21 protein-coding genes are annotated in these 19,480 nt (G+C 61.2%); 19 read left to right on the plus strand and 2 right to left on the minus strand.

Translation table 11 applies throughout. The features are described 5' to 3' along the window. Window positions 1-37: 37 nt before the first annotated feature. From LKO31_RS04425 to gp17, 9 genes are all read left to right on the plus strand, one after another. Window positions 38-1,153 (plus strand): endonuclease/exonuclease/phosphatase family protein, encoded by a 1,116-nt coding sequence (locus tag LKO31_RS04425; protein ID WP_227688849.1) that lies wholly within the window; start codon window positions 38-40, stop codon window positions 1,151-1,153. Between the two features lie 127 nt (window positions 1,154-1,280). Beyond that, entirely contained in the window at window positions 1,281-2,156 is an 876-nt protein-coding gene (locus tag LKO31_RS04430) for a hypothetical protein (RefSeq protein WP_227688850.1), read from the plus strand. After that, window positions 2,156-3,457, plus strand: a complete 1,302-nt coding sequence (locus LKO31_RS04435; RefSeq protein WP_407699254.1) for a DNA-packaging protein — start codon at window positions 2,156-2,158, stop codon at window positions 3,455-3,457. Before LKO31_RS04430 ends, LKO31_RS04435 begins: the two co-directional genes overlap by 1 nt. 38 nt (window positions 3,458-3,495) lie before the next feature. Next, window positions 3,496-4,614: a phage portal protein gene (locus tag LKO31_RS04440; protein WP_227688852.1), complete on the plus strand. Its 1,119-nt coding sequence runs from the start codon at window positions 3,496-3,498 to the stop codon at window positions 4,612-4,614. 65 nt (window positions 4,615-4,679) lie between these two features. Further along, window positions 4,680-4,991 (plus strand): DUF6127 family protein, encoded by a 312-nt coding sequence (locus LKO31_RS04445; protein WP_227689575.1) that lies wholly within the window; start codon window positions 4,680-4,682, stop codon window positions 4,989-4,991. Then, window positions 4,895-5,422 (plus strand): HK97 family phage prohead protease, encoded by a 528-nt coding sequence (locus LKO31_RS04450; RefSeq protein ID WP_265104534.1) that lies wholly within the window; start codon window positions 4,895-4,897, stop codon window positions 5,420-5,422. The genes LKO31_RS04445 and LKO31_RS04450 overlap by 97 nt, the downstream gene beginning before the upstream one ends. Window positions 5,423-5,429: 7 nt before the next feature. Next, a complete protein-coding gene (locus LKO31_RS04455) occupies window positions 5,430-6,581 on the plus strand; it encodes a phage major capsid protein (RefSeq protein WP_227688853.1) in 1,152 nt (383 codons plus the stop codon). 100 nt (window positions 6,582-6,681) lie between these two features. Then, a complete protein-coding gene (locus LKO31_RS04460; RefSeq protein ID WP_227688854.1) occupies window positions 6,682-7,278 on the plus strand; it encodes a head-tail connector protein in 597 nt (198 codons plus the stop codon). Next, a complete protein-coding gene (gp17, locus tag LKO31_RS04465) occupies window positions 7,275-7,670 on the plus strand; it encodes a tail completion protein gp17 (RefSeq protein ID WP_227688855.1) in 396 nt (131 codons plus the stop codon). Before LKO31_RS04460 ends, gp17 begins: the two co-directional genes overlap by 4 nt. A 15-nt stretch (window positions 7,671-7,685) precedes the next feature. Here gp17 and LKO31_RS04470 read toward each other — a convergent pair whose 3' ends face one another. Then, the gene (locus LKO31_RS04470) at window positions 7,686-8,021 is read right to left on the minus strand and encodes a hypothetical protein (RefSeq protein ID WP_227688856.1); all 336 of its coding nucleotides are present in this window, start codon (window positions 8,019-8,021) and stop codon (window positions 7,686-7,688) included. Between the two features lie 46 nt (window positions 8,022-8,067). Between LKO31_RS04470 and LKO31_RS04475 the strand changes: the two genes are divergently transcribed. From LKO31_RS04475 to LKO31_RS04520, 10 genes are all read left to right on the plus strand, one after another. Further along, window positions 8,068-8,475 carry a phage tail tube protein gene (locus tag LKO31_RS04475; RefSeq protein WP_227688857.1) on the plus strand — a complete coding sequence of 136 codons (408 nt, stop codon included), beginning with the start codon at window positions 8,068-8,070 and terminating at the stop codon, window positions 8,473-8,475. Between the two features lie 44 nt (window positions 8,476-8,519). Beyond that, window positions 8,520-8,813 carry a gene transfer agent family protein gene (locus LKO31_RS04480; RefSeq protein ID WP_227689577.1) on the plus strand — a complete coding sequence of 98 codons (294 nt, stop codon included), beginning with the start codon at window positions 8,520-8,522 and terminating at the stop codon, window positions 8,811-8,813. Window positions 8,814-8,817: 4 nt separating this feature from the next. Then, complete coding sequence (locus LKO31_RS04485) at window positions 8,818-9,057, plus strand: phage tail assembly chaperone (protein WP_227688858.1); 240 nt, start codon at window positions 8,818-8,820, stop codon at window positions 9,055-9,057. Continuing rightward, the gene (locus tag LKO31_RS04490; protein WP_227688859.1) at window positions 9,050-9,580 is read left to right on the plus strand and encodes a tail tape measure protein; all 531 of its coding nucleotides are present in this window, start codon (window positions 9,050-9,052) and stop codon (window positions 9,578-9,580) included. The genes LKO31_RS04485 and LKO31_RS04490 overlap by 8 nt, the downstream gene beginning before the upstream one ends. Then, the gene (locus LKO31_RS04495) at window positions 9,580-11,904 is read left to right on the plus strand and encodes a DUF2460 domain-containing protein (protein ID WP_227688860.1); all 2,325 of its coding nucleotides are present in this window, start codon (window positions 9,580-9,582) and stop codon (window positions 11,902-11,904) included. Before LKO31_RS04490 ends, LKO31_RS04495 begins: the two co-directional genes overlap by 1 nt. Beyond that, complete coding sequence (locus LKO31_RS04500; protein WP_227688861.1) at window positions 11,895-12,725, plus strand: DUF2163 domain-containing protein; 831 nt, start codon at window positions 11,895-11,897, stop codon at window positions 12,723-12,725. Before LKO31_RS04495 ends, LKO31_RS04500 begins: the two co-directional genes overlap by 10 nt. 22 nt (window positions 12,726-12,747) lie before the next feature. Beyond that, on the plus strand, window positions 12,748-13,173 hold the full coding sequence (locus LKO31_RS04505) for an NlpC/P60 family protein (protein ID WP_227688862.1): 426 nt from the start codon (window positions 12,748-12,750) through the stop codon (window positions 13,171-13,173). A 96-nt stretch (window positions 13,174-13,269) separates the two neighbouring features. After that, complete coding sequence (locus LKO31_RS04510; RefSeq protein ID WP_227688863.1) at window positions 13,270-15,462, plus strand: phage tail protein; 2,193 nt, start codon at window positions 13,270-13,272, stop codon at window positions 15,460-15,462. Window positions 15,463-15,510: 48 nt separating this feature from the next. Continuing rightward, complete coding sequence (locus tag LKO31_RS04515) at window positions 15,511-15,954, plus strand: DUF2793 domain-containing protein (protein WP_227688864.1); 444 nt, start codon at window positions 15,511-15,513, stop codon at window positions 15,952-15,954. A 129-nt stretch (window positions 15,955-16,083) separates the two neighbouring features. After that, complete coding sequence (locus LKO31_RS04520) at window positions 16,084-17,175, plus strand: OmpA family protein (protein ID WP_227688865.1); 1,092 nt, start codon at window positions 16,084-16,086, stop codon at window positions 17,173-17,175. A gap of 413 nt (window positions 17,176-17,588) precedes the next feature. Here LKO31_RS04520 and LKO31_RS04525 read toward each other — a convergent pair whose 3' ends face one another. Next, window positions 17,589-19,370: an ABC transporter transmembrane domain-containing protein gene (locus tag LKO31_RS04525; RefSeq protein ID WP_227688866.1), complete on the minus strand. Its 1,782-nt coding sequence runs from the start codon at window positions 19,368-19,370 to the stop codon at window positions 17,589-17,591. Between the last annotated feature and the right edge of the window lie 110 nt (window positions 19,371-19,480).

Consider the following 19,480-nt stretch of genomic DNA (forward strand, 5'->3'; position numbering starts at 1 on the left):
TGCGTTGCGGTGGGGGATGAGGATTAGCGGGACCCGCATGGCCAAGATGATATACCAGCAAAAACGGGTGGTGATTGGCGCATTCAGCGTGGGACTATTGGGCCTGTTGGCGGGATGCGGCGGGAAGCCGCCGCTGCGCACCATGGCCTGTGTGGACGCGCCGCCGCTGGAGATTGCGACGAGCGCGGATGGCACGACCCAAAGTGCGCAATTTTCGGTGCTGACTTATAATTTGGAAGGCCTGCCATGGCCGGCGCGCGGTGGGCGTAAGCCATATTTGCAGGAAATCGGGGCGCGTCTGGCCGCGATGAATGCGCAAGGCAATGCGCCGGATATTGTTTTGTTTCAGGAAATGTTCAGCGCATCGGCCAAAAAAGCCGTGGCGGCGAGCGGATATGGTGCGATTGCGCCGGGGCCGCGCCGTGTGAGTTCGCCAGAGGATGGGCCGGAGCGCAAATTGTCGGGCAAGTCGAAGCCGTTGAAGGGCGAAATTGGGTTGCGGGTGCTGGGCAGCGGATTGTCGATTGCCAGCCGATATCCGATTATTGAGCGTGACCGCGAAGCCTTTGGCCGCAAAGCCTGTGCGGGTTTTGATTGTTTGGCGAACAAGGGCGTGATGATGGCCCGTGTCTATTTCCCTGGGGTGCCGTTGCCAGTAGATTTTTATAATAGTCATATGAATGCGCGCGGTGCATCAAAGGTACCGGAAAAGCGCAATTTGGAAGCGCATCAGCGCCAAGTGGAAATGGCGTCGGCTTTTATCGCGGATACGAGCGATGATGATATTGCGCTGATTTTTGGCGGCGATTTTAATATGCGCCATTCTGAATCGCGGTGGGAGGGGTTTTCCCAATATCATCCGCTGAATTTGGTACATGGATATTGTATTTCCGAACCGGATCGGTGTGATGTGGCGATGTCATGGGATGGTGACGAGCCGTGGATGGATACGCAGGATTTGCAGTTTTTTTCTGATGGGCAAAAGATGGATATCCGGCCGATCAGGGTAGAAGCGATGTTTGATGGTGGGCCGAGTGGGCCGCGATTGTCCGATCATGACGGGTTTAAAGTTACGTATGAAATTCAATGGCCTGTGAATCTGTCTGAGCAAAGCAATGTAGCGTATATGGTGAATTCATATTGCAAAAAATAACCATATAGGTAAAAATTGATTGACATCGTCACGCTGTTGTGGCAGATAGAAAACAACATCGAAAATTGTGTCTAGGGCCGACGCGGCAACGCGTTTCGGCCCTTTTTATTTGGGGAGCGCAGCGGCGATGGGCGTAGAACGAAAGGCCGGTGCAAGGGGGATGGTGGGTTCGGCGGGACTGAAATGTGATACGCCGCCAACTGGGGCGGACGCGAGCCAGAGACATGGGGCTGGCGTGGTTGGTGATAGGGTGGCGGTGCGTCGGGGCGTTGTAGGGCGCCGCAGCGCGGCGGGACGCGGGACGGCCAAGGTGAGTTCGCGGCCCAACAAACGGCAGATGGTCGCTTTTCTAGATGCGTTGGCGGAATCGTCGAACATTACGGCGTCGGCGCGGGCGGCCGGGTTGCCGAGCAATAGCTTTTATCGCGAGCGGCGGCGCAATGCGGATTTTGCGGCCCAGTGGCACGATGCCTTGTGCGAGGGCTTTGTGCGGTTGGAGGCGGAGTTGTTGGCGGATGCTTTGGTTCAGCCTTCGGCACTGGTGAAGGACGCGACGTTGAAGGCGCGGGCGCAGAAATATCGGCTGGGGTTGGCCTTGTTGGCGGCGCACCGTGCGGCGGTGCGGGGGATTGGAAGACGAACGGGGCGGGGCGCCGATCATGGAGCGTGGCGGCATGATGTGGCGGCGGGCGTGGCTGCACCGTCTGGGCAAGCGCGGCAGCGTTTGGCGGAGAAGCTGCGTAATGTGCAGGCTCGGGCGCGTGTTGATGGGGCCGAGCAGGCGCTAGGCAGCGGCGCGGGTGAGGGGGCGTGCGACGATTTGATGGGCGACCTTTCTGGCGATTTGGGTGCGCGACCAAGCGGTGCTTTGGGTGGCATATCGTCCGACCATGGGATGGGCAGCTTGGGTGACAGCGTGGGGGATGGCGTGTTGAGCGTCGCGGATCAGGCGGGTGAGGATGCGGCGGAGCCGAGCGGCTTGGGCTGGGATGACGCCCTATGATGCATGTCAGCGATTGGGCGAAGGAGACGCCGGAGGCGCTGGAGGCATGGCTGGCGCGACTGAATGAGGCGGAAGCGGCAGAATATTTGGCGAACTGGGCCTGTTGGCGGCGGGCAGATCAGGTGCCGCCGGAGGGTGATTGGCATGTGTGGTTGCTGTTGGCGGGGCGCGGATTTGGCAAGACGCGGACGGGTGCGGAGTGGGTGCGCGATTTTGCAGAGACGCGCCCGAGCGGACGAATTGCCTTGGTGGGCGCGTCATTGAACGAAGCGCGGCAGGTGATGGTGGAAGGCGAGAGCGGATTGTTGGCGATTGCTGGCCCTGCCATGCGGCCAAGCTATGAGAGTAGTTTGCGGCGCGTGACTTGGCCGAATGGCGCGGTGGCGACGCTTTATTCCGCCGCCGAGCCGGAGGGGCTGCGCGGGCCGGAGCATGAGGCGGCGTGGTGCGACGAAATTGCCAAATGGCCGCAGGCGGAAGCGGCTTGGGATAATTTGATGCTGACCATGCGCATTGGCGCAAGGCCGCGTGTGGTGGCGACGACGACGCCGCGCGCGGTGGCGTTGGTGCGGCGGTTGATGGCCGAAGACGGCGTGGCGGTGACGCGGGGGGCGACCGAGGCCAATCGGCATAATTTGTCCGCGCCGTGGCTGGCGACGATGGAGCGGCTTTATGCCGGAACGCGGACGGGGCGGCAGGAATTGGCCGGTGAGATGCTGGAGGATGTTGAAGGGGCTTTGTGGACGCGGGAGCGGCTGGACGGGGTGCGCGTGGCGGATGTTGATAAGCCGGTGCGCGTGGTGATCGGCGTGGACCCGCCCGCGACCAGCACAGGGGACGCGTGCGGGATTGTGGTGGCGGCCTTGCTGCGGGATGGCAAATTGGCGGTGCTGGAAGATGCCAGTGTGGAGAAAGCGGCCCCGATGATCTGGGCGCAAGCAGTGGCGAGCGCGGCGGCGCGTTGGGGCGCGGACCGGATTGTGGCGGAAAGCAATATGGGCGGCGAGATGGTGTTGGCGGTGCTGGCCCAAGCAGATGTCACCTTACCGATGGTCGCGGCGCGGGCCGTTGTGGGTAAGGCGCGTCGGGCGGAACCGGTAGCCTTGGCCTATGAGCGGGGGCAGGTGGTGCATGTTGGGCGCTTTGCGCGGCTGGAAGATGAATTATGCGGATTGCAGGTCGGCGGCGGATATGCGGGGCCCGGGCGATCGCCAGACCGCGCGGATGCCTGTGTATGGGCGCTGGCGGAGTTGCTGGGCGCGGTGAGCGGTGGGCGAGAGCCGATGGTGCGGCGGGTGTGAGCGCATAACCCAATAGGGCGATAATCTGGAGAAATAAGATGAACTGGTTTGGCCGGAAGGCCGTGCAGCATGCTGCACGGCCTGCTTTGTCGCGTGTCTATGGCGGGTGGGCGGCGCCTGCTGCTTTGAGCTGGGATGGCGAGGTGCGCGAGGGATATTTGGAAAATGCCATTGTGCAGCGATCGGTGCGCTTGGTGGCGGAAGCGGTGGGGGCCGCGCCGCTGACTTGTTGTCAGGACCGTGCGGCGGGGCTGATTGGGGCGACCAGTGCGGGGCAGGGGTTGTTGGAGACGCTGGCGGCGCATGTGATGCTGCATGGCAATGCTTATGTGCAGATTTTGCCGGATGCTAGCGGCGAGCCAGCGGAATTATTTGCACTGCGTCCCGACCGTGTGAGCGTGGAGGCCGATGGGCAGGGCTGGCCCGAGGCCTATCGATATAAAGCTGGCGGACAGGCGGCGATTTTGCCCGCGCTGGATGGTGCGGGGCGCACGGCGGTGATTCATATACGCGGATTTCATCCGTTGGATGACCATTATGGTGCGGGATGTTTGGGGGCCGCGAGGGGCGCGATTGCGGCGCATAATGCAGCGGCGCGCTGGAATAAAGCGTTGTTGGATAATGCGGCGCGGCCGTCGGGAGCGCTGGTGCATGACCCCGGCGACAAGGGATTGCCGTTGGCGGCGGACCAGATTGAGCGATTGCGCGAGGAATTGGCCGAGAGTTTTGCGGGCGGGCATAATGCGGGGCGGCCCTTGTTGTTGGAGGGCGGGTTGAAATGGCAGCCGCTGAGCCTGTCGCCCGCTGACATGGATTTTCTGGAATTAAAGCATAGCGCGGCGCGGGAAATTGCCATGGCCTTTGGCGTGCCGCCGATGTTGCTGGGACTGCCGGGGGATGCGACCTATGCCAATTATCGCGAGGCCAACCGTGCTTTGTGGCGGCTGACGGTGTTGCCGCTGGCGACCAAGATTTTGAACGCCATTGCCGAAGGATTGTCGCCGACGTTGGGGGCGATGACGTTGCGGGTTGATTTGGACCAAGTGCCAGCCTTGGCGGGGGATCGCATGGCCTTGTGGCGCGAAGTGTCGGCGGCGGACTGGTTGAGCGCCGAGGAGAAAAAGGTGCTGTTGGGGTTGGATGTGCGCGGGGGTTGAGCGGTGCGTTGAGCAGCGCGCGCTGCGGGTAGGCGCGCGGCGGCGATAAGCGAGAGGATAGCATGATGGATGAGCAAGAGACGCTGGCGCAATTGGTGGCGCTGGCGGGCGATGTCGCGCCTGTGCAGCAGGCGGGTTTGCGCGCGATGATTGAGGAAGCGAGCGAATTGGGAGCGCGGCGGGCGTTGGCGCGGCTGGGCTTGGCGGATGAAGCAGCGCGCGAGGATATTGGCGATTTGCGCCAATTGTTGGAGGCGTGGCGGGATGCCAAGCGCAGCGCATGGACCGCCGCCGTGGAATGGACGGTGCGCGGGGCCTTGGCGGTGCTGGTGGTGGGCTTGGCGGTGAAATTGGGCTTGCCGGGGTTGCTGCGGTGAAGGGGGCTGCGGGGGCTGGGGTTGCGACTGCGGCGGTGCGCTTTGCGGGATATGCGTCGGTGTTCGACCATGTGGACCGAGGCGGGGATGTCGTGCGGCGCGGGGCCTTTGCGGACAGTTTGAAGCGCGCCGGAAAAGTCCCCCTGCTGTGGCAGCACCGGAGCCAGCACAGCATCGGTTTTATTGAAAAATTGGAAGAAGATCAGCGCGGTTTGCGGGTGGTGGGATGTGTGACCCACCCCGCCGCCGCCGCGATGGTGAAGCGCGGGGCGCTGAGCGGGCTGAGCTTTGGATATCGGGTGACGGCGGCGCGGGGCGGCGGCGCGGGACCGAGGGAGCTGATGACGTTGGATTTGGCTGAGGTGAGTTTGGTGGCCCAGCCGATGCAGCCCTTGGCGCGTGTGATTGCAGTGGATTTCAACGAGGAGTGACGGGACGATGACAGGTGCGATGGAAGTGAAAGCCGATATGTTGGAGCAAGCATTTGATGCCGTGGCGGCCGCGGATGCGGTGGAGGAATTGAAGCAGACGGTCGCATCGCTGAAAATACAGGTCGATGCGCAGGCGGTGGCGGCGTCGCGTTTGCCGCTGGACGGCGCGAAGTCGGTGCAAGCGGGGGGCGCGGTGCGCAGCCAATTTGTCGAGCGTTATTTGCGGCGCGGTGTGGAAAGCGGCGTGGAGATGAAGGCGTTGGAGGCCGTGACGGGCGGTGATGGCGGCTATGCCGTGCCGCGCGAGATTGACGGCGAAATTGCCGCCACGCTGCGGAGCTTGTCGCCCATTCGCGCCATTTCGCAGGTGGTGCAGACGGGCAGCAGCGGATATCGCAAATTGCTGGCCCATGGTGCGACGGGGGCGAGCTGGGTCGGCGAAGCAGGGGCGCGGCCGGAGACGGCAACACGGGACTTTGCCGAGATTATTCCATCTTTTGGTGAGCTATATGCCAATCCGGCGGCGACGCAGTTGATGCTGGATGATGCCATGTTCAATATTGAACATTGGTTGGCCGAGGAAATTGGCCGTGAATTTGCGGTGGCGGAAGGTGCGGCCTTTGTGAACGGCAATGGCACCAACAAGCCCAAAGGGTTTTTAACCTATGGCGTGTCGGCGCTGGCGGATGCGGCGCGGACCTTTGGCGAGTTGCAATTTGTGATTAGCGGCGCGGCGGGTGGTTTTGCCAGTTCCAGCCCCGAGGATAAGTTGATTGAATTGGTTCATGCGCTGCGTCCCCCCTATCGCCAAGGGGCGTGCTGGGTGATGAATAGCGATACATTGGCGCGTATTCGCAAATTTAAGACCAGTGATGGGCAGTTTATTTGGCAGCCCGGATTGGTGGAGGGGCAGGCCGCGACGTTGCTGGGTTATCCGGTGGTGGAAGCCGAGGATATGCCGGCGGTTGCTGCCAACAGCCTGTCGATTGCTTTTGGTAATTTCCGTTCCGGTTATTTGATCGCGGATCGGGGGGAAACCCGCATCTTGCGCGATCCGTTCAGCAATAAGCCCTATGTTCATTTTTACGCGACCAAGCGTGTGGGCGGCGGCGTGGTCGATAGCAATGCCATTAAGTTGATGAAATTTGCTGCGAGTTGATGGTCAGAAAATTTGAAGACTGAGGGGTGATGGCAAAACGGGGGCGGATGAGGCCCCCGTTTTGCCATGGGCGAGAGGCGAGGCGGGAAAGGACGGCGGGATGAGTGAGGAAGCCGATGGCGCTGGGGCGGCGCTGGATGCCGGATTGCCGGTGAGTCTGGAGGATATGCGGGCTTGGTTGCGCTTGAGCGGGGAGGCGGAGGATTTGCTGTTGATCCGTTTGATCGCGGTGGCGGCGCAAATATGTGAAGCCTTTATTGGGCAATGGGTGATGGTGCGCGGTGCCGCGTGGCGCGGGGTGTTTGCGGAATATAGCCGCACGCTGGTGCTGCCTGGACGGCCTGTGGTGGCGGTGGACGGCGTGGCCTTGGTGGCGGATGGCGAAGCGGATTTGGATTTGCCGCCCCATGAATTTCACATTGTCACGGATCGTGACGGCGGGGTGCAACTGCGCGTCGACGGGCGATATGGACGGCGCGCGGCGCGGGTTGATTATCGGGCGGGAATGGCGGCGGATCCGGCCGAGGTGCCGGAAGGGCTGCGGCACGGTATGATCCGTATGGTGCAGCATTTATATGAGACCCGCGATGTGCCGTCGCTGGGCGGGATGCCGCCAGCGTCGGTAGTGGCCTTGTGGCAGCCATGGCGGCGAATGACATTGGGGGCGGCGCCGAGATTTGCCGGAGCCCAGCGATGAGCAGTGCAGAGCAGGCGGTGCGCCAGCATGTGGCCAATATATTGCGGGGGAATAGCGCGGTGATGGCGTTGGTGCATCAGGTGTATGATGCTTATGCGCCGCGAATGCATATGCCCTATGTTCGGATTGACGCGGCAGAGGGGCGTGCGTGGGGCACCAAGGAGCGCGAAGGTCGCGAGGTGGTGGTGACGCTATATTTGGTGGCGGCGCAGGGCCAAGCCACCGGCGGTGGCGCTGCGATGGAGGCGGCCTTGGCGGATATACGCGCCGAGGTGATGGGCTGGCAGATTGTTTCCAGCCACATCGTGCGGAGTCGGTGGAGCGAAAAGGCCGATGGGCATTGGCAGCAGCAGTTGGCGCTGCGCTGTCGTTGTTTTCGGCGGGTCGCTTAGGGGATTAGGAGCGCGTCAATCGCTGGGGAGCGAATTGGTGTCGCTGTAATCCTTATATTTCTCGGAAAAGCTTTGGTGATAGTCGGCGACTTGGGCGTCGGCATCTTGGGTGGCGGCGTCGAGCTTGTCGCCGCTGGCGCGGTCGGCAGCGATGACGGCAGCGCGGAAAGCCTCACGCGGTTTTTCGCATTTGCTGGCAAGGCCAGCAGCGAAATCATCAGGTGTGACCTTGGCTTGTAACGATGTGCGCAATTCCTTGCGCAGACATTCCGTGAAAGCCGTGCGGCTGGTGTCGACGGCGGTGGTTGGTGCTTGAAGCAAAGCGACGAGCAAAACGGCGGTCGTAAGCATCCATATTCTCCCCATCTTTATTCATTTGAGGCGAGGAGCGTAGCGAATGGCGGTGGAAAAAGGGAGCGCATTTCTGCTGAAAATCGGAAATGGCGAAAATCCGATAGGCTATCAAACGGTTGCGGGTTTGCGCACGACGCAAATGTCCGTGAATGGGGAGGCGGTGAACGTCACCAACAAGGATAGCGGTGGTTGGCGCGAATTATTGTCGGGCGCGGGCGTGCGTTCGGTGTCGGTGAGCGCGGCGGGGATTTTTACCGGATCGGCGGCGGAGGTCAGGCTGCGGACCCATGCGCTGGCTGGGACTTTGGATGATTTCCGGCTGACCTTTGAGGGTGGCGAGGTGCTGGAAGGGCGCTTCTTGATCACCCGATTGGATTATGCTGGCGATTATAATGGTGAGCGCAATTACACGCTGAATTTGGAATCAAGCGGCGTGGTGGTGAGCCTGTGAGCGGGGCCCCCGAAAGCAGGACACCGCAGAGCGCTGCCAATGGGATGCGCGGTGAGGCGGCGTTGGTGCTGGGCGAGCGGGCCTTTGTGGTGCGGCCCAGTTTCGCGGCCTTGGTGGCGGCGGAAGCGGATGTTGGGCCATTATTTGCGTTGGTCGACCGCGCGGCGGATGGTGCCTTGGGATTGAGCGAGATGCTGGCCTTGATTTGGCATTGCGTGGACGAGCGGCCCGCCGAGCTGACCCGTGAAATGCTAGGGCAGATGATGCTGGATGCGGGGCTGGGGCAGATGATGCCGGTGATGCGCCAGATTTTCGGACAAATTTTGCAAGGGCGGTGACGTCATGACGACCGGTGGCAGGACGGAGTCGGAAACGGGTCGTTTTGGGCCAGCGGCGCGGAAATTGCTGGGGGTGATGGCGCGTCTGTGTGGGTGGCGGCCCGATGAGTTTTGGCGCGCGACGCCTGAGGATACGGCGGCGGTTCTGGCGGGTTGGATGGAGCCTATGGGCCGCATTGAGGCGGGCGGCGGATGCGATGCTGGGCAATTGGCGGCGATGATGGAGAGGTTTCCCGATGGATGATCTGGACGACATTTGGACCGGTTTTCGCAGCCAAACGGGTGCGATCCGGCAGGAGATGAGCGCGCTCCGCGCCATTGAGCGGGCCTTGGTGCGGGCCATTTCGCAAGGGAAGATGGGTTTTGAAGATTTGAAACGGGTGGCGCTGAGCGTGATGGCCGAAATTGCCCGTAGCGCGATACAGGCGGGTATTGGGGCGATATTGGGCGGCGGGAAATCTGGTGGCGGCAATAATGGCTTGGTGAGTTTGGCGCAGGCGGCGGTGATGAGCTTGGCGGGCAGCCCAGGCCGAGCGACGGGCGGGCCAGTGAGCGGTGGGCGGGCCTATCTGGTGGGAGAGCGCGGGCCGGAATATTTTGTGCCGACCAGTAGCGGCCGGATTGAGCCGATAGGCGGCGGGGCGCGGCCTGTGGCGATCACCATCAATCTGCATGGGGCGGGTGGGCAAGACCCGCAGCGGATGATGCAAAGCGGCCGCCAGATTGCGCGGGCGGTGCGGCGCGCGATGATGCAGGGAGAGGATTGATGGGGTGGGCGCTGGCGAAACAGGAAAGCCACCAGCATCAAGGATGGATGCACCGATTTGACCCGCGATATTGGACCGTCGATTTTCCACGGCCGGTGACGGCGTCGATTGTCACGCAAGGGGCGCATAGCCTGCGTGTGGACGGGGTGATTTATGATCATAGCAATTTGATCGGCTTGATTTGGGAGAGCGAAGATCGCTGGGACCACCCGTTGCTGTCCTATGAAACCAAGCGGGATTACCGCAATTTGCGTGTGCGTTTTCGCTGGCGGTCGGGGGGCTTTGCGCCGCTGAATGCGGTATATGGGCCGACGTTAACGATCAGCGGGCGGGACCAAGCTGGGCAGCCGCGCAGTTGGTATGTGCGCTTGTGGAATTATGCCGTGGGCAGCGGCAGCGACGCGGTGGTGACGCTGGATTTTAACGCGCTGGCGGGCGGGTTTATGTTGCCGAGTGAGGCCGACCCTGTGTGGGCGGGGGATATTGACCGCATGTTCATTTCACTGGTCGCCCCAAGCTATGATGGGTCGGCAGGATTGTTGGAGGCGCCGCTGGAAGGCTGGGCCGAGATGAGCGAGTTGGAATGCACGGGGTCGGGTGCGGTGTTGCGGGTGGGCGATGTGATGTTGCCCGAGCATCAGGCAGGCATGTCCAACGGATATGATGATGTTTATCATATGACGCCAGAGCGCGTGCTGCGCCAGATATGGGCCTTGGGATATCGCGGCGATGTGATTCATTATGTGGGGATGAGCCACTATATGCGCTTATTCCCCAGTGATGGGGCCTTGTTGGCGGGCGCGAGCGGGACTGTGCTGAACACCCCTTGTAGGGCATGGCACCGCGACCTAGCGGGGCGGTGTCAGGCGATGGGATTGGGGCTGATTTGGTCGCTGTCCTATGAATTGTTGAACGCTTATTGCCCCGAAGATTGGAAGCAGCGGGCGCATGATGGCAGTGCGGCGCTGACGGGGTGGGACCCGCCGTCGACCTTATTATCCCCCGCCCATGATGACGCGATGGCGTGGTTGCAGCAGGCCGCGCGGGAATTTGTCGCGCTGGGCGTGGAAGCGGGGATGCCGCTGAAATTTCAAGTGGGCGAGCCTTGGTGGTGGATTGCCGCTGGCGGGCGGATTTGCGGATATGATGCGGCGACCAGCGCGATGTTGGGCGCGGCGCAGACCGAGATTGCGGATGTGCGTGTGCCGTTGAATGCGGCGCAGACGGCGATGCTGGATGCTTTGGGTGCGATATTGGCGGCGTCGACCGCTGATTTGGTGGAGGCAGCGCGGGATGCGGCGGGGTCGGCGGGTTTGACCAGCCTGTTGCTGGTGTTTTTGCCGACGGTTTTGGACCCGCTGACGCCGGAGGTGCGGCGGGCGAATGTGCCGCTGGGGTGGGCGTCGCCCGCCTTCGACATCTTGCAGTTGGAAGATTATGATTGGGTGACCGCGGGCCGCGGGGCTGAAACCGCGGGAGCGCGCGCAGCGGTGGTGGCGCGGCTGGGCTATCCGGTGGCGGAGCAGCATTATTTGTCGGGATTTGTGCTGAATGCCGCCGACAAAGCGCAGTGGGCGATGATCGCCAAAGCCGAAGCGGATGCGCGGGCGGCAGGTGTGGCGCGGACATTTTATTGGGCGTTGCCGCAAATATTGCGGGACGGATTTATCGTCTTTAATGGGGAGGATGAGGTGCAGGCCTTTGATGCAGTGGATTTTCCCTTGGCCATTGGGCGCGAGGCCATGGTGGTGACGGAGTTTTCGACCCAGATTGTGGATGCGCCGTCGGGGCATGAGCAGCGGTCCAGCGAATGGGCCGATGCGCGCATGCGATATGATGCTGGGCCGGGGATTAGGTCGGAGGATGATGTGCGTTTGTTGACCGATTTTTTTCGGGCGCGGCGCGGCGCGGCGCGGGCGTTTCGTTTTCGTGATCCATTGGACCATAGTTCGGCGGCGGATGGCGGCACGCCTAGTGCAGCCGACCAATGGATTGGCACGGGCGATGGAGCGCGGCTGAGATTTCCGTTGGTGAAACGATATGGCAGCGGGGCGGCCGTGCAGACACGGTCCATAGCTTTGCCGGTCGCGGGGAGCGTGCGCGTGTCGGTGAACGGGGCAGAGCAGAGCCAATTTACGCTGGATAGCGAGGGGGCGGTGACGCTGGGTTCTGCGCCCGCCATGGGGGCGGTGGTGCGCGCGGGATATTTATTTGATGTGCCAGTGCGATTTGCAGACGACCGACTGGAGGTCAGCCATGCGACCCATCGGGCGGGGGAATTGGCGTCGGTGCCGCTGATGGAGGTGCGTGCGCCATGGGGCTGAGCAGTGCGCCGCCTTGGTTGCGGGAGGATTTGGTCACCATGGCCTGGTGTTGGCGTTTGTCGCGCCGCGATGGGGTGGTGATTGGGCTGACGTCGCATGACCAAGATTTGCTGTGGGGTGGGCTGAATTACCGCGCGGCACCAGGGATGCGGCCTTCGGCGTTGGAGAGCCATGACCATTTGGATGCGGCGACGATGGACTTGGAAGGGGCCATTGCTAGCGACGCCATTATGGAGCGGGACTTGGACGCGGGGCGCTGGGATGGTGCGCGGATGCAATTGTTCGTGACGGATTGGACCGACGCGGAGGCTGCGCCGATTTTGATGGCCGAGGGGATATTGGGCGGCATTGAGCGGCGAGGCAGCCGATTTGCGGCGGAATTACAAGGGGTGATGCGGCATTTGGATGGGCCGGTTTGCCCTGCGACATCGCCGTCTTGCCGTGCAGTGCTGGGGGATCGAGCATGCCGTGTGAATTTGGCCCCGCGTACTCATTATCGTAAAATCATCGCCGCGACCGATCAGATGGTGACGCTGGATGTCGGGATAACGGCAGGGCGGATGCTCTATGGCGAATGTTTGTGGCTGGACGGGGCCAATTGCGGTGTGAGCAGTCCGGTCGCGCAGCATAGCAGTGCCGCCGTGCTGCATTTGTCGCTGGTGCCGCCGCTGGGGTTGGAACTGCCTGCGCGGGTGCGGTTGATTGAGGGGTGTGACAAGCAATTGTCCTCATGCCGTACGACCTTTGGCAATGCGGTGAACTTTCGTGGTGAGGCGCATTTGCCCGGCAACGATTTGCTGACCCGTTATCCCGGTGGATGATGGGTGCGAGATCGGCTGGGCGGTGCACGGAGAACAGGCCTTTGCGGCGGCGCGGGCGATGTTGGGCGTGCGCTTTCGTCCGCAGGGCCGTGATGCGGCGCGGGGGCTGGATTGTGTGGGGCTGATTTGGGCGGCTTATGCGGCGGCGCAGATACCGTTGCGTGCGCCGATTGGTTATCCGCTGCGGGGGTGGCGGGGGCTGAGAATTGCGGCGGCGCTGGAGCAGTCAGGCTTGGTGTGGGTGGGCGAGATCGGCCAGACCGACAGGCGTATTGGCGATGTGCTGTTGTGCGGCCTTGGGGCGGGGCAATGCCATTTGGGTTTGGGCGGGATGGCAAGCGTCATTCACGCCCATGCTGGATTGGGGCGCGTGGTAGAGGCGCCTTGGGACGCCGATTGGGCCGAGGCGGCGGTATGGCGGGTGCCGGACGGCGCGCTGACAGAATAGCGCAGGTAAAGCTGAGCGCGGCGTCTGGGGCGGGCGCGGGGCCCGAGGCGCGCAAAACGCCATGATGACAATATTCTATAGGTAAAGGGGTGGAACATGGCGACATTGGTTCTGACCGTGGTGGGCGGCGTGGTTGGCGGACCCGTGGGGGCCGCGATTGGCGCCGTGATTGGCCAGCAAGTGGATGCCATCATTTTCCGGCCCAAGGGCCGTGAGGGACCAAGATTGGCGGACCTGAAGGTGCAGATGTCCACCTATGGCCAGCAAATTCCGCGACTATATGGGACGATGCGGGTGGCTGGAAGCGTCATTTGGGCGACCGATTTGATCGAGCATCGAAACCGCAGCGGGGGCGGCAAGAATCGGCCGTCTGTTACAACCTATAGCTACTCCACATCATTGGCGGTGGCTTTGTCGTCGCGGCGGATACGGGCGGTGAAGCGCATTTGGGCGGACGGCAATTTGCTGCGCACCAGCGATGGCCGTTTTCGGGAGCGCTGCGTGTTTCGCAGCTATTTGGGTAGCGAAGACCAAATGCCTGATCCGCTGATTGCCTCGGCAGTGGGGGCGGGGGCGGCGAGCGGCTTTCGCGGCATGGCCTATGTGGTGTTTGAAGGGCTGGAATTGGGGGCCTTTGGCAATCGTATTCCGTCGCTGACATTTGAGGTGGAAGCCGATGCCAGCGCCGTGGACAGCGGGGTGATTGGCAATGATTTGTTGAACGAAGCTGGGCGTTGTGTCGGGCAATGGCCGATTCAAGGATATGCGGCGATGGGCGGGCGTGTGCGCGACGCTTTGGCGCCGTTGATGGAGATTGACCGGATTTCTTTGATTAGTGGGAATGGGGATTGGCGTTTGGCACCGCCCCATTTGTCGGGCGCGGCGGCGGAGATGGGGCAATTTGAGCGTCATGGGCGGCGTGCCGAGCCTGCGGATGTTGCGGAGCGTGTGCGGCGACCCTTGTCGGCTTTGCCAGCGACGATCCGCGTACGCCATTATGAGCCGGAGCGGGATTATCAGACCGGGCAGCAAATGAGCGCCGTGGCAGGTGGCGGCTATAGCGAGCAAATGATTGATGTGCCCGCCGTGCTTCCGGCCAGTTCGGCGCGAGCCTTGGCGGCTTGGTTGGCGGCGGCGGTGAGTGATGGGCGCGAATTGGTGCAGTGGCAGGGCGACTTGGCGGCGCTGGCGCTGGGCGTGGGGATGCTGATTCGCTTGCAGGACGGGAGCCAATGGCGGGTTTCGGGGCGCGTCTTTCGTGAAGATACGGTGACGTTGGAATTGGCGCGGCATCAGCGGGTGCCGCCGCCCTTTTATGGAGCCGACGGCGGAGCGGCGATACCCGCGCCGGAATGGCCAGCGGCGCAAGGCATGGTTCGATTGTTTGACATGCCCAATATAGATGGCGTCACCCGCAACACGCCGCATATCATTATGGCGGCGGCTGGTAGTGAAGCTGGGTGGCGAGGGGTGGATTGCTGGTTTGTGGCGTCCGTTGACGCGCCGCCCGTCATGTTGGGGACGCTGCGCGGGGCGGCGGCTATGGGCGCGCTGGTTGAGGCAGGGGCGGTGGGTACGCCGCATTTGATCGACGATATTACCAGCTTGCGTGTGCAATTGGCGCATGAAGGAATGAGCCTGACATCGGTGGATGACGTCCAATTATTGGCTGGGGCCAATAGGGCGATGCTGGGTGATGAATTGATTCAATTTGGGTCGGCAGTGCTGGAAAATGCGCCGGAAAGCGAAGGGCGGATTTGGCGTTTGTCCCATTTGCTGCGGGCGCGGGGCGGACAAATAGTGACACAGGCGCATGATGTGGGGACGCCCTTCTTATTATTAGACGAAGATGGAGTGATGTCGTTGCCAGATAGTCTGGCGCAATTGGCAAGCGGCGGTGGCTCGGTCGTGGAATGGGCGGAGCGAAATGACAATGACATGACTCGTGTTGCTGTGCCCAGCAGCATGGTGGCGGTGCGGCCTTTGTCGCCTGTGCATGGACAGGTGCGAGTCGCAAGCGATGGCCACTTGCAATTGAAATGGGTGCGGCGGAGTCGCGTAAACTTGGGGTGGCGCGACGAGGTGGATGTACCGCTGGGCGAATCGATGGAGCGGTGGCGGATTCAGGTGATTCCAACGGTCGCAGAACTGGGCCCTTGGGAAAGCGACAAGGCGGAATGGGTCATATCAGCGGAAGATCGAGCGAGGATGGCGATCGGGTCAGTCGCCGAAATTCACCAAATTGGCGATTTTGCCATGTCGCCTCCGCTGGTTATTCCATTGCCATAAAATAGGCAAAACAAATGGTGCAGCAGGACCGAAAGGAGAGGCGAAATCATGGCGCAGACACCGAATCTGGGCTTGCCCTTGATGGTGAGCGCACAGGCGCAAAAAGAAGTGACGCATAATGAAGCATTGGTTCTGATTGACGCGTTGTTGGCTGGGGTCGTCGAGGGGGCTCCTCGCAATGACCCGCCAACGGTAGCGCAAAGTGGTCAGTGCTGGATTATTGGGCAAAGTCCACTAGATAGCTGGGCCAATATGGCAGGCCAACTAGCGATATGGACCGATGGCGGCTGGCGATTTGTCGCACCGAAAAGAAATATGCAGATGCGCAGCGTAGAAGACGGAACAATAGTGCGTTTCGATGGGTTGGACTGGCAGTCACCCCCTGAGATTTTGGGCCCAGACGGTGGAACGACGGTCGATACGGAAGCTAGATCGGTGTTGGCCGCTTTGTTACAGTTGCTTCAAGGTCACGGTATGGTGAAAATGACGTAATAGCACCGATAATGGTGTTATATGTGCGGCTTTTTCGCAACATCTGCGCGATTTGTTGGGTTGCGCGGAACCAAAGGCGGGGGTAGACGTCTGTCGAGAGGTAAATCTCAATTGAAAGGGGAACCTATTATGAGGAAGCTTGCCGTCGCAGTGGCGTTGGCCTCCACTGCCCTTGCGTCGCCCGCTGTGGCACGCGACAACCAATGGTATGTTGGTGTTAGCGGTGGTGTCATGATCGTCGAAGATCAAGATCTTGATATCACTCAGTTGGACGACGACCAATATACCGGCGTTTTGGACCACAAAACTGGCTGGGACGTTGATGGTAACGTCGGTTATGATTTCGGCGGTTTCCGCGCAGAAGTCGAAGTCGGCTATCGTCAAGCGAAGCTGAAAGAAGGCACGCAGCTCGGCAATACTTTTGACCTGAGCGGCAAAAACAGCGCGCTGAGCTTCATGGTCAACGGTCTGTTGGACTTCGGTCCTGACGATGGCCTGCAAGGCTTCATCGGCGGTGGTGCCGGTGTTGCTCGCGTTTCGCTCAAGGGTGGTCAGCCTGGTCTGGCACGCTTGGTCGACGATTCGGACACGGGCTTTGCATGGCAAGCTCTGGCCGGTATCCGTGCACCGCTTAGCAAGAATGTTGACGCTGGCCTGAAGTATCGCTTCTTCAACGCAAGCAAACTTGACTATGTTGGCACCGAAGGTGACGTGATTTCGACTCGTTTCCGTTCGCACTCGGTTCTGGCTAGCCTGACCTTCAACTTCGGTGGCGAAGAAGCGGCTCCTCCGCCTCCTCCTCCGCCCCCGCCGCCGCCTCCGCCTCCTCCGCCTCCTCCTCCGCCGCCTCCGCCGCCGGTTGTTGAGTGCGCACCTGGCCCGTACATCGTTTACTTCGATTGGGATGCCTCGAGCATCACGCCAGAAGCAGCTTCGACGCTGGACAACGCCATCAGCGCCTACAACCGTGGTTGCACGGGTACGCAGGTTATGCTGGCAGGCCACGCCGACCGTTCGGGTAACGCACGTTACAACGTCGGTCTGTCGGAACGCCGTAACGCTTCGGTCCGCAGCTATCTGTCGGCTCGTGGTATCGGCGAAGGCTCGATCTCGGCTCAGGCATTTGGTGAATCGCGTCCTGCCGTTGCAACCGCCGATGGCGTTCGCAACGATCAGAACCGTCGCGTGGAAATCACCTACGGTCCGAACTCGGGCATGTAAGATATTTCCGATCCCACTGGGATTGGAAGATGAGAAGGGCGGTGCCGCACGGCACCGCCCTTTTTCGTGCGTCAGTGGGTGCTAGATATTGGATTCAATAGTGCCAGCGGTAGATAGAGTGAGTTTTGCGTGTAATAGTGCGCGGCGCACGCAAGTCTGTCCGTCTTTGGGCGGCGCGTAGGCGTAAGGCCGCGCCGCCGCAAAGGGACTGTGTCGATTCTGGCGGGTATCAATGCCGTAGTGATATAGCGCGGATATGCGCGATGATATGCGTAGCCAAGCTAGGCATTCTCGGCGGGCTGATTTCCCCTGTATATTTCTGGACGATCGCTGAATGAGGGGGCGTGGCGTGCTACGGCGAAATTGCAGCCCCCGTGGGGGAACGGAATCGTCCCTCAGTTGAGTCGTTTATATCAATCCTGAAATTGCAGCTTGGCGAGGCGTGCATAGAGGCCGTCAGCGGCGACCAGATCATCATGGCGGCCTTCCTCTACAATGCGGCCTTGGTCCATCACGATGATGCGATCGGCGGCGCGCACGGTGGCCAAGCGGTGAGCGATCACGATGGTCGTGCGGCTTTGCATCAAATTTTCGACAGCATTTTGCACCAACCGTTCAGACTCCGCGTCCAGCGCGGATGTCGCTTCGTCGAGCAAAAGCAGGGGGGCAGGTCGTATCAGGGCGCGCGCTATGGCGATGCGCTGACGCTGGCCACCGGACAAACGTGCACCGCCTTCGCCCATTTGGGTGTCGAGACCGTGGGGCAGGCTGCGTAGGAATTCCTCGGCATTGGCGGCGCGGGCGGCGAACCAGAGCTGATCGTCGGTGGCGTCCCAATGGCCATAGCGCAGATTGTCGCGCGCCGTGGCAGCAAAGATGATCGTTTCTTGCGGCACCATGGCGATACGGGAACGAACTTCGGCTGGGTCCGCGCTGGGGAGGGCCACACCGTCAAGGAGCACTGCGCCGTCCTGCGGATCATAGAAGCGCGCGGCGAGTTGAAACAGGGTGGATTTTCCTGCGCCAGATGGGCCGACGATTGCCACCGTTTCGCGCGGCGCGATGCGCAATGAAAAATCATGCAGCGCGGGGGCGTCGGGCCGTGTCGGATAGCGGAAATGAACGTGGCGAAATTCCAATTCGCCGACGGGCGGTGAAGGCAGAGCAATGGGACGGACCGGCGCGGTGATGGAACTGCGTTCCACAAGCAGTTCGTTCAGCCGTTCGGCGGCACCAGCGGCCCGCAGTAAATCACCATAGACTTCGGTTAAGGCACCAAATGCGCCTGCAACCAACCCGCCCGTCAGCACAAATGCCGCGATGGTGCCGCCGGTGATGCTGCCTTCGGCCACCCCAATTGCGCCATACCACAGCAAAGTGGTGATTGATGAAAATAGCAATCCGATGACCAGCGCCGTCATAATGGCGCGCAAGCGGATGCGGCGTTTGGCTGTGGTGAAATTGCTTTCAACGGCGGAGGAAAAACGATCGGCCTCGCGGGTTTGTTGGCCGAAAACCTGAACAATCTTCATCGCGCCCAATTGTTCGGCAACGGTCGCGCCAATATCGGCGACGCGGTCTTGGCTGACGCGGGAGACATTTTGCAGGTGACGGCCCATCAGCACGATGGGCATCACGATGATGGGAATGCCGATCAAAATTCCTGCCGTGAGCTTTGGGGACAGGGTGAACAAATAGATCGTCCCGCCGATACCCATAACCAGATTGCGCAGAGCGATGGAAACGGTCGAACCGACGATTTGTTCGATAACTGCGGTATCGGCGGTCATGCGCGATGCGATTTCGGACGGGCGATTTTCCTCGAAAAAGCCTGGCGCGAGCGTGAGCAGATTTTTCTGAACGGCCTGCCGTATATCGGCGACCGTGCGTTCGCCCAGCCAACTGACAAAGTAAAAGCGCGTCGCCGTCGCCAATGCCATGATCGCGACAATGACATAGAATAGGCGGAAATGCGGGGACACATCGCCGCCACCGGCAATAAAGCCGCTGTCCACCATCTGTTTGAATTGCCACGGAATAGCCAGTGTAGAGAGCGCAGCCACCGACAAGGCCACCGCCGCGATCAACAATTGCATGGGGTAGCGCGACGCATAGGACCAGACCATTTTCAGGCTGTTCAAACTGCGGGCCGCCGGACGCTCGCTTGCGGTGGATGGTTGATCGGATTCAGACATTATCCTGTGCCCTAGCAGCGCGTGGGGCCGCGCTCAACGGCGTATCCACAGCATTTTAACGCGGAAATAAAGAATGCTGCATTGCACAATGAGATATTTTCCTTAAATTG

The sequence above is a fragment of the Sphingopyxis yananensis genome (assembly GCF_020687785.1).
Lineage (GTDB): Bacteria > Pseudomonadota > Alphaproteobacteria > Sphingomonadales > Sphingomonadaceae > Sphingopyxis > Sphingopyxis yananensis.

Coding starts and splice junctions, on each gene's coding strand:
- LKO31_RS04460 (WP_227688854.1), top strand. CDS start 6,682: ATGAGTGAGGAAGCCGATGGCGCTGGGGCGGCGCTGGATGCCGGATTG.
- LKO31_RS04440 (WP_227688852.1), top strand. CDS start 3,496: ATGAACTGGTTTGGCCGGAAGGCCGTGCAGCATGCTGCACGGCCTGCT.
- LKO31_RS04480 (WP_227689577.1), top strand. CDS start 8,520: ATGCGCGGTGAGGCGGCGTTGGTGCTGGGCGAGCGGGCCTTTGTGGTG.
- LKO31_RS04445 (WP_227689575.1), top strand. CDS start 4,680: ATGGATGAGCAAGAGACGCTGGCGCAATTGGTGGCGCTGGCGGGCGAT.
- LKO31_RS04425 (WP_227688849.1), top strand. CDS start 38: ATGGCCAAGATGATATACCAGCAAAAACGGGTGGTGATTGGCGCATTC.
- LKO31_RS04450 (WP_265104534.1), top strand. CDS start 4,895: ATGGACCGCCGCCGTGGAATGGACGGTGCGCGGGGCCTTGGCGGTGCT.
- LKO31_RS04500 (WP_227688861.1), top strand. CDS start 11,895: ATGGGGCTGAGCAGTGCGCCGCCTTGGTTGCGGGAGGATTTGGTCACC.
- LKO31_RS04485 (WP_227688858.1), top strand. CDS start 8,818: ATGACGACCGGTGGCAGGACGGAGTCGGAAACGGGTCGTTTTGGGCCA.
- LKO31_RS04495 (WP_227688860.1), top strand. CDS start 9,580: ATGGGGTGGGCGCTGGCGAAACAGGAAAGCCACCAGCATCAAGGATGG.
- LKO31_RS04430 (WP_227688850.1), top strand. CDS start 1,281: ATGGGCGTAGAACGAAAGGCCGGTGCAAGGGGGATGGTGGGTTCGGCG.
- LKO31_RS04490 (WP_227688859.1), top strand. CDS start 9,050: ATGGATGATCTGGACGACATTTGGACCGGTTTTCGCAGCCAAACGGGT.
- LKO31_RS04515 (WP_227688864.1), top strand. CDS start 15,511: ATGGCGCAGACACCGAATCTGGGCTTGCCCTTGATGGTGAGCGCACAG.
- LKO31_RS04520 (WP_227688865.1), top strand. CDS start 16,084: ATGAGGAAGCTTGCCGTCGCAGTGGCGTTGGCCTCCACTGCCCTTGCG.
- LKO31_RS04470 (WP_227688856.1), bottom strand. CDS start 8,021: ATGCTTACGACCGCCGTTTTGCTCGTCGCTTTGCTTCAAGCACCAACC.
- LKO31_RS04455 (WP_227688853.1), top strand. CDS start 5,430: ATGACAGGTGCGATGGAAGTGAAAGCCGATATGTTGGAGCAAGCATTT.
- LKO31_RS04475 (WP_227688857.1), top strand. CDS start 8,068: ATGGCGGTGGAAAAAGGGAGCGCATTTCTGCTGAAAATCGGAAATGGC.
- LKO31_RS04435 (WP_407699254.1), top strand. CDS start 2,156: ATGCATGTCAGCGATTGGGCGAAGGAGACGCCGGAGGCGCTGGAGGCA.
- LKO31_RS04525 (WP_227688866.1), bottom strand. CDS start 19,370: ATGTCTGAATCCGATCAACCATCCACCGCAAGCGAGCGTCCGGCGGCC.
- gp17 (WP_227688855.1), top strand. CDS start 7,275: ATGAGCAGTGCAGAGCAGGCGGTGCGCCAGCATGTGGCCAATATATTG.
- LKO31_RS04510 (WP_227688863.1), top strand. CDS start 13,270: ATGGCGACATTGGTTCTGACCGTGGTGGGCGGCGTGGTTGGCGGACCC.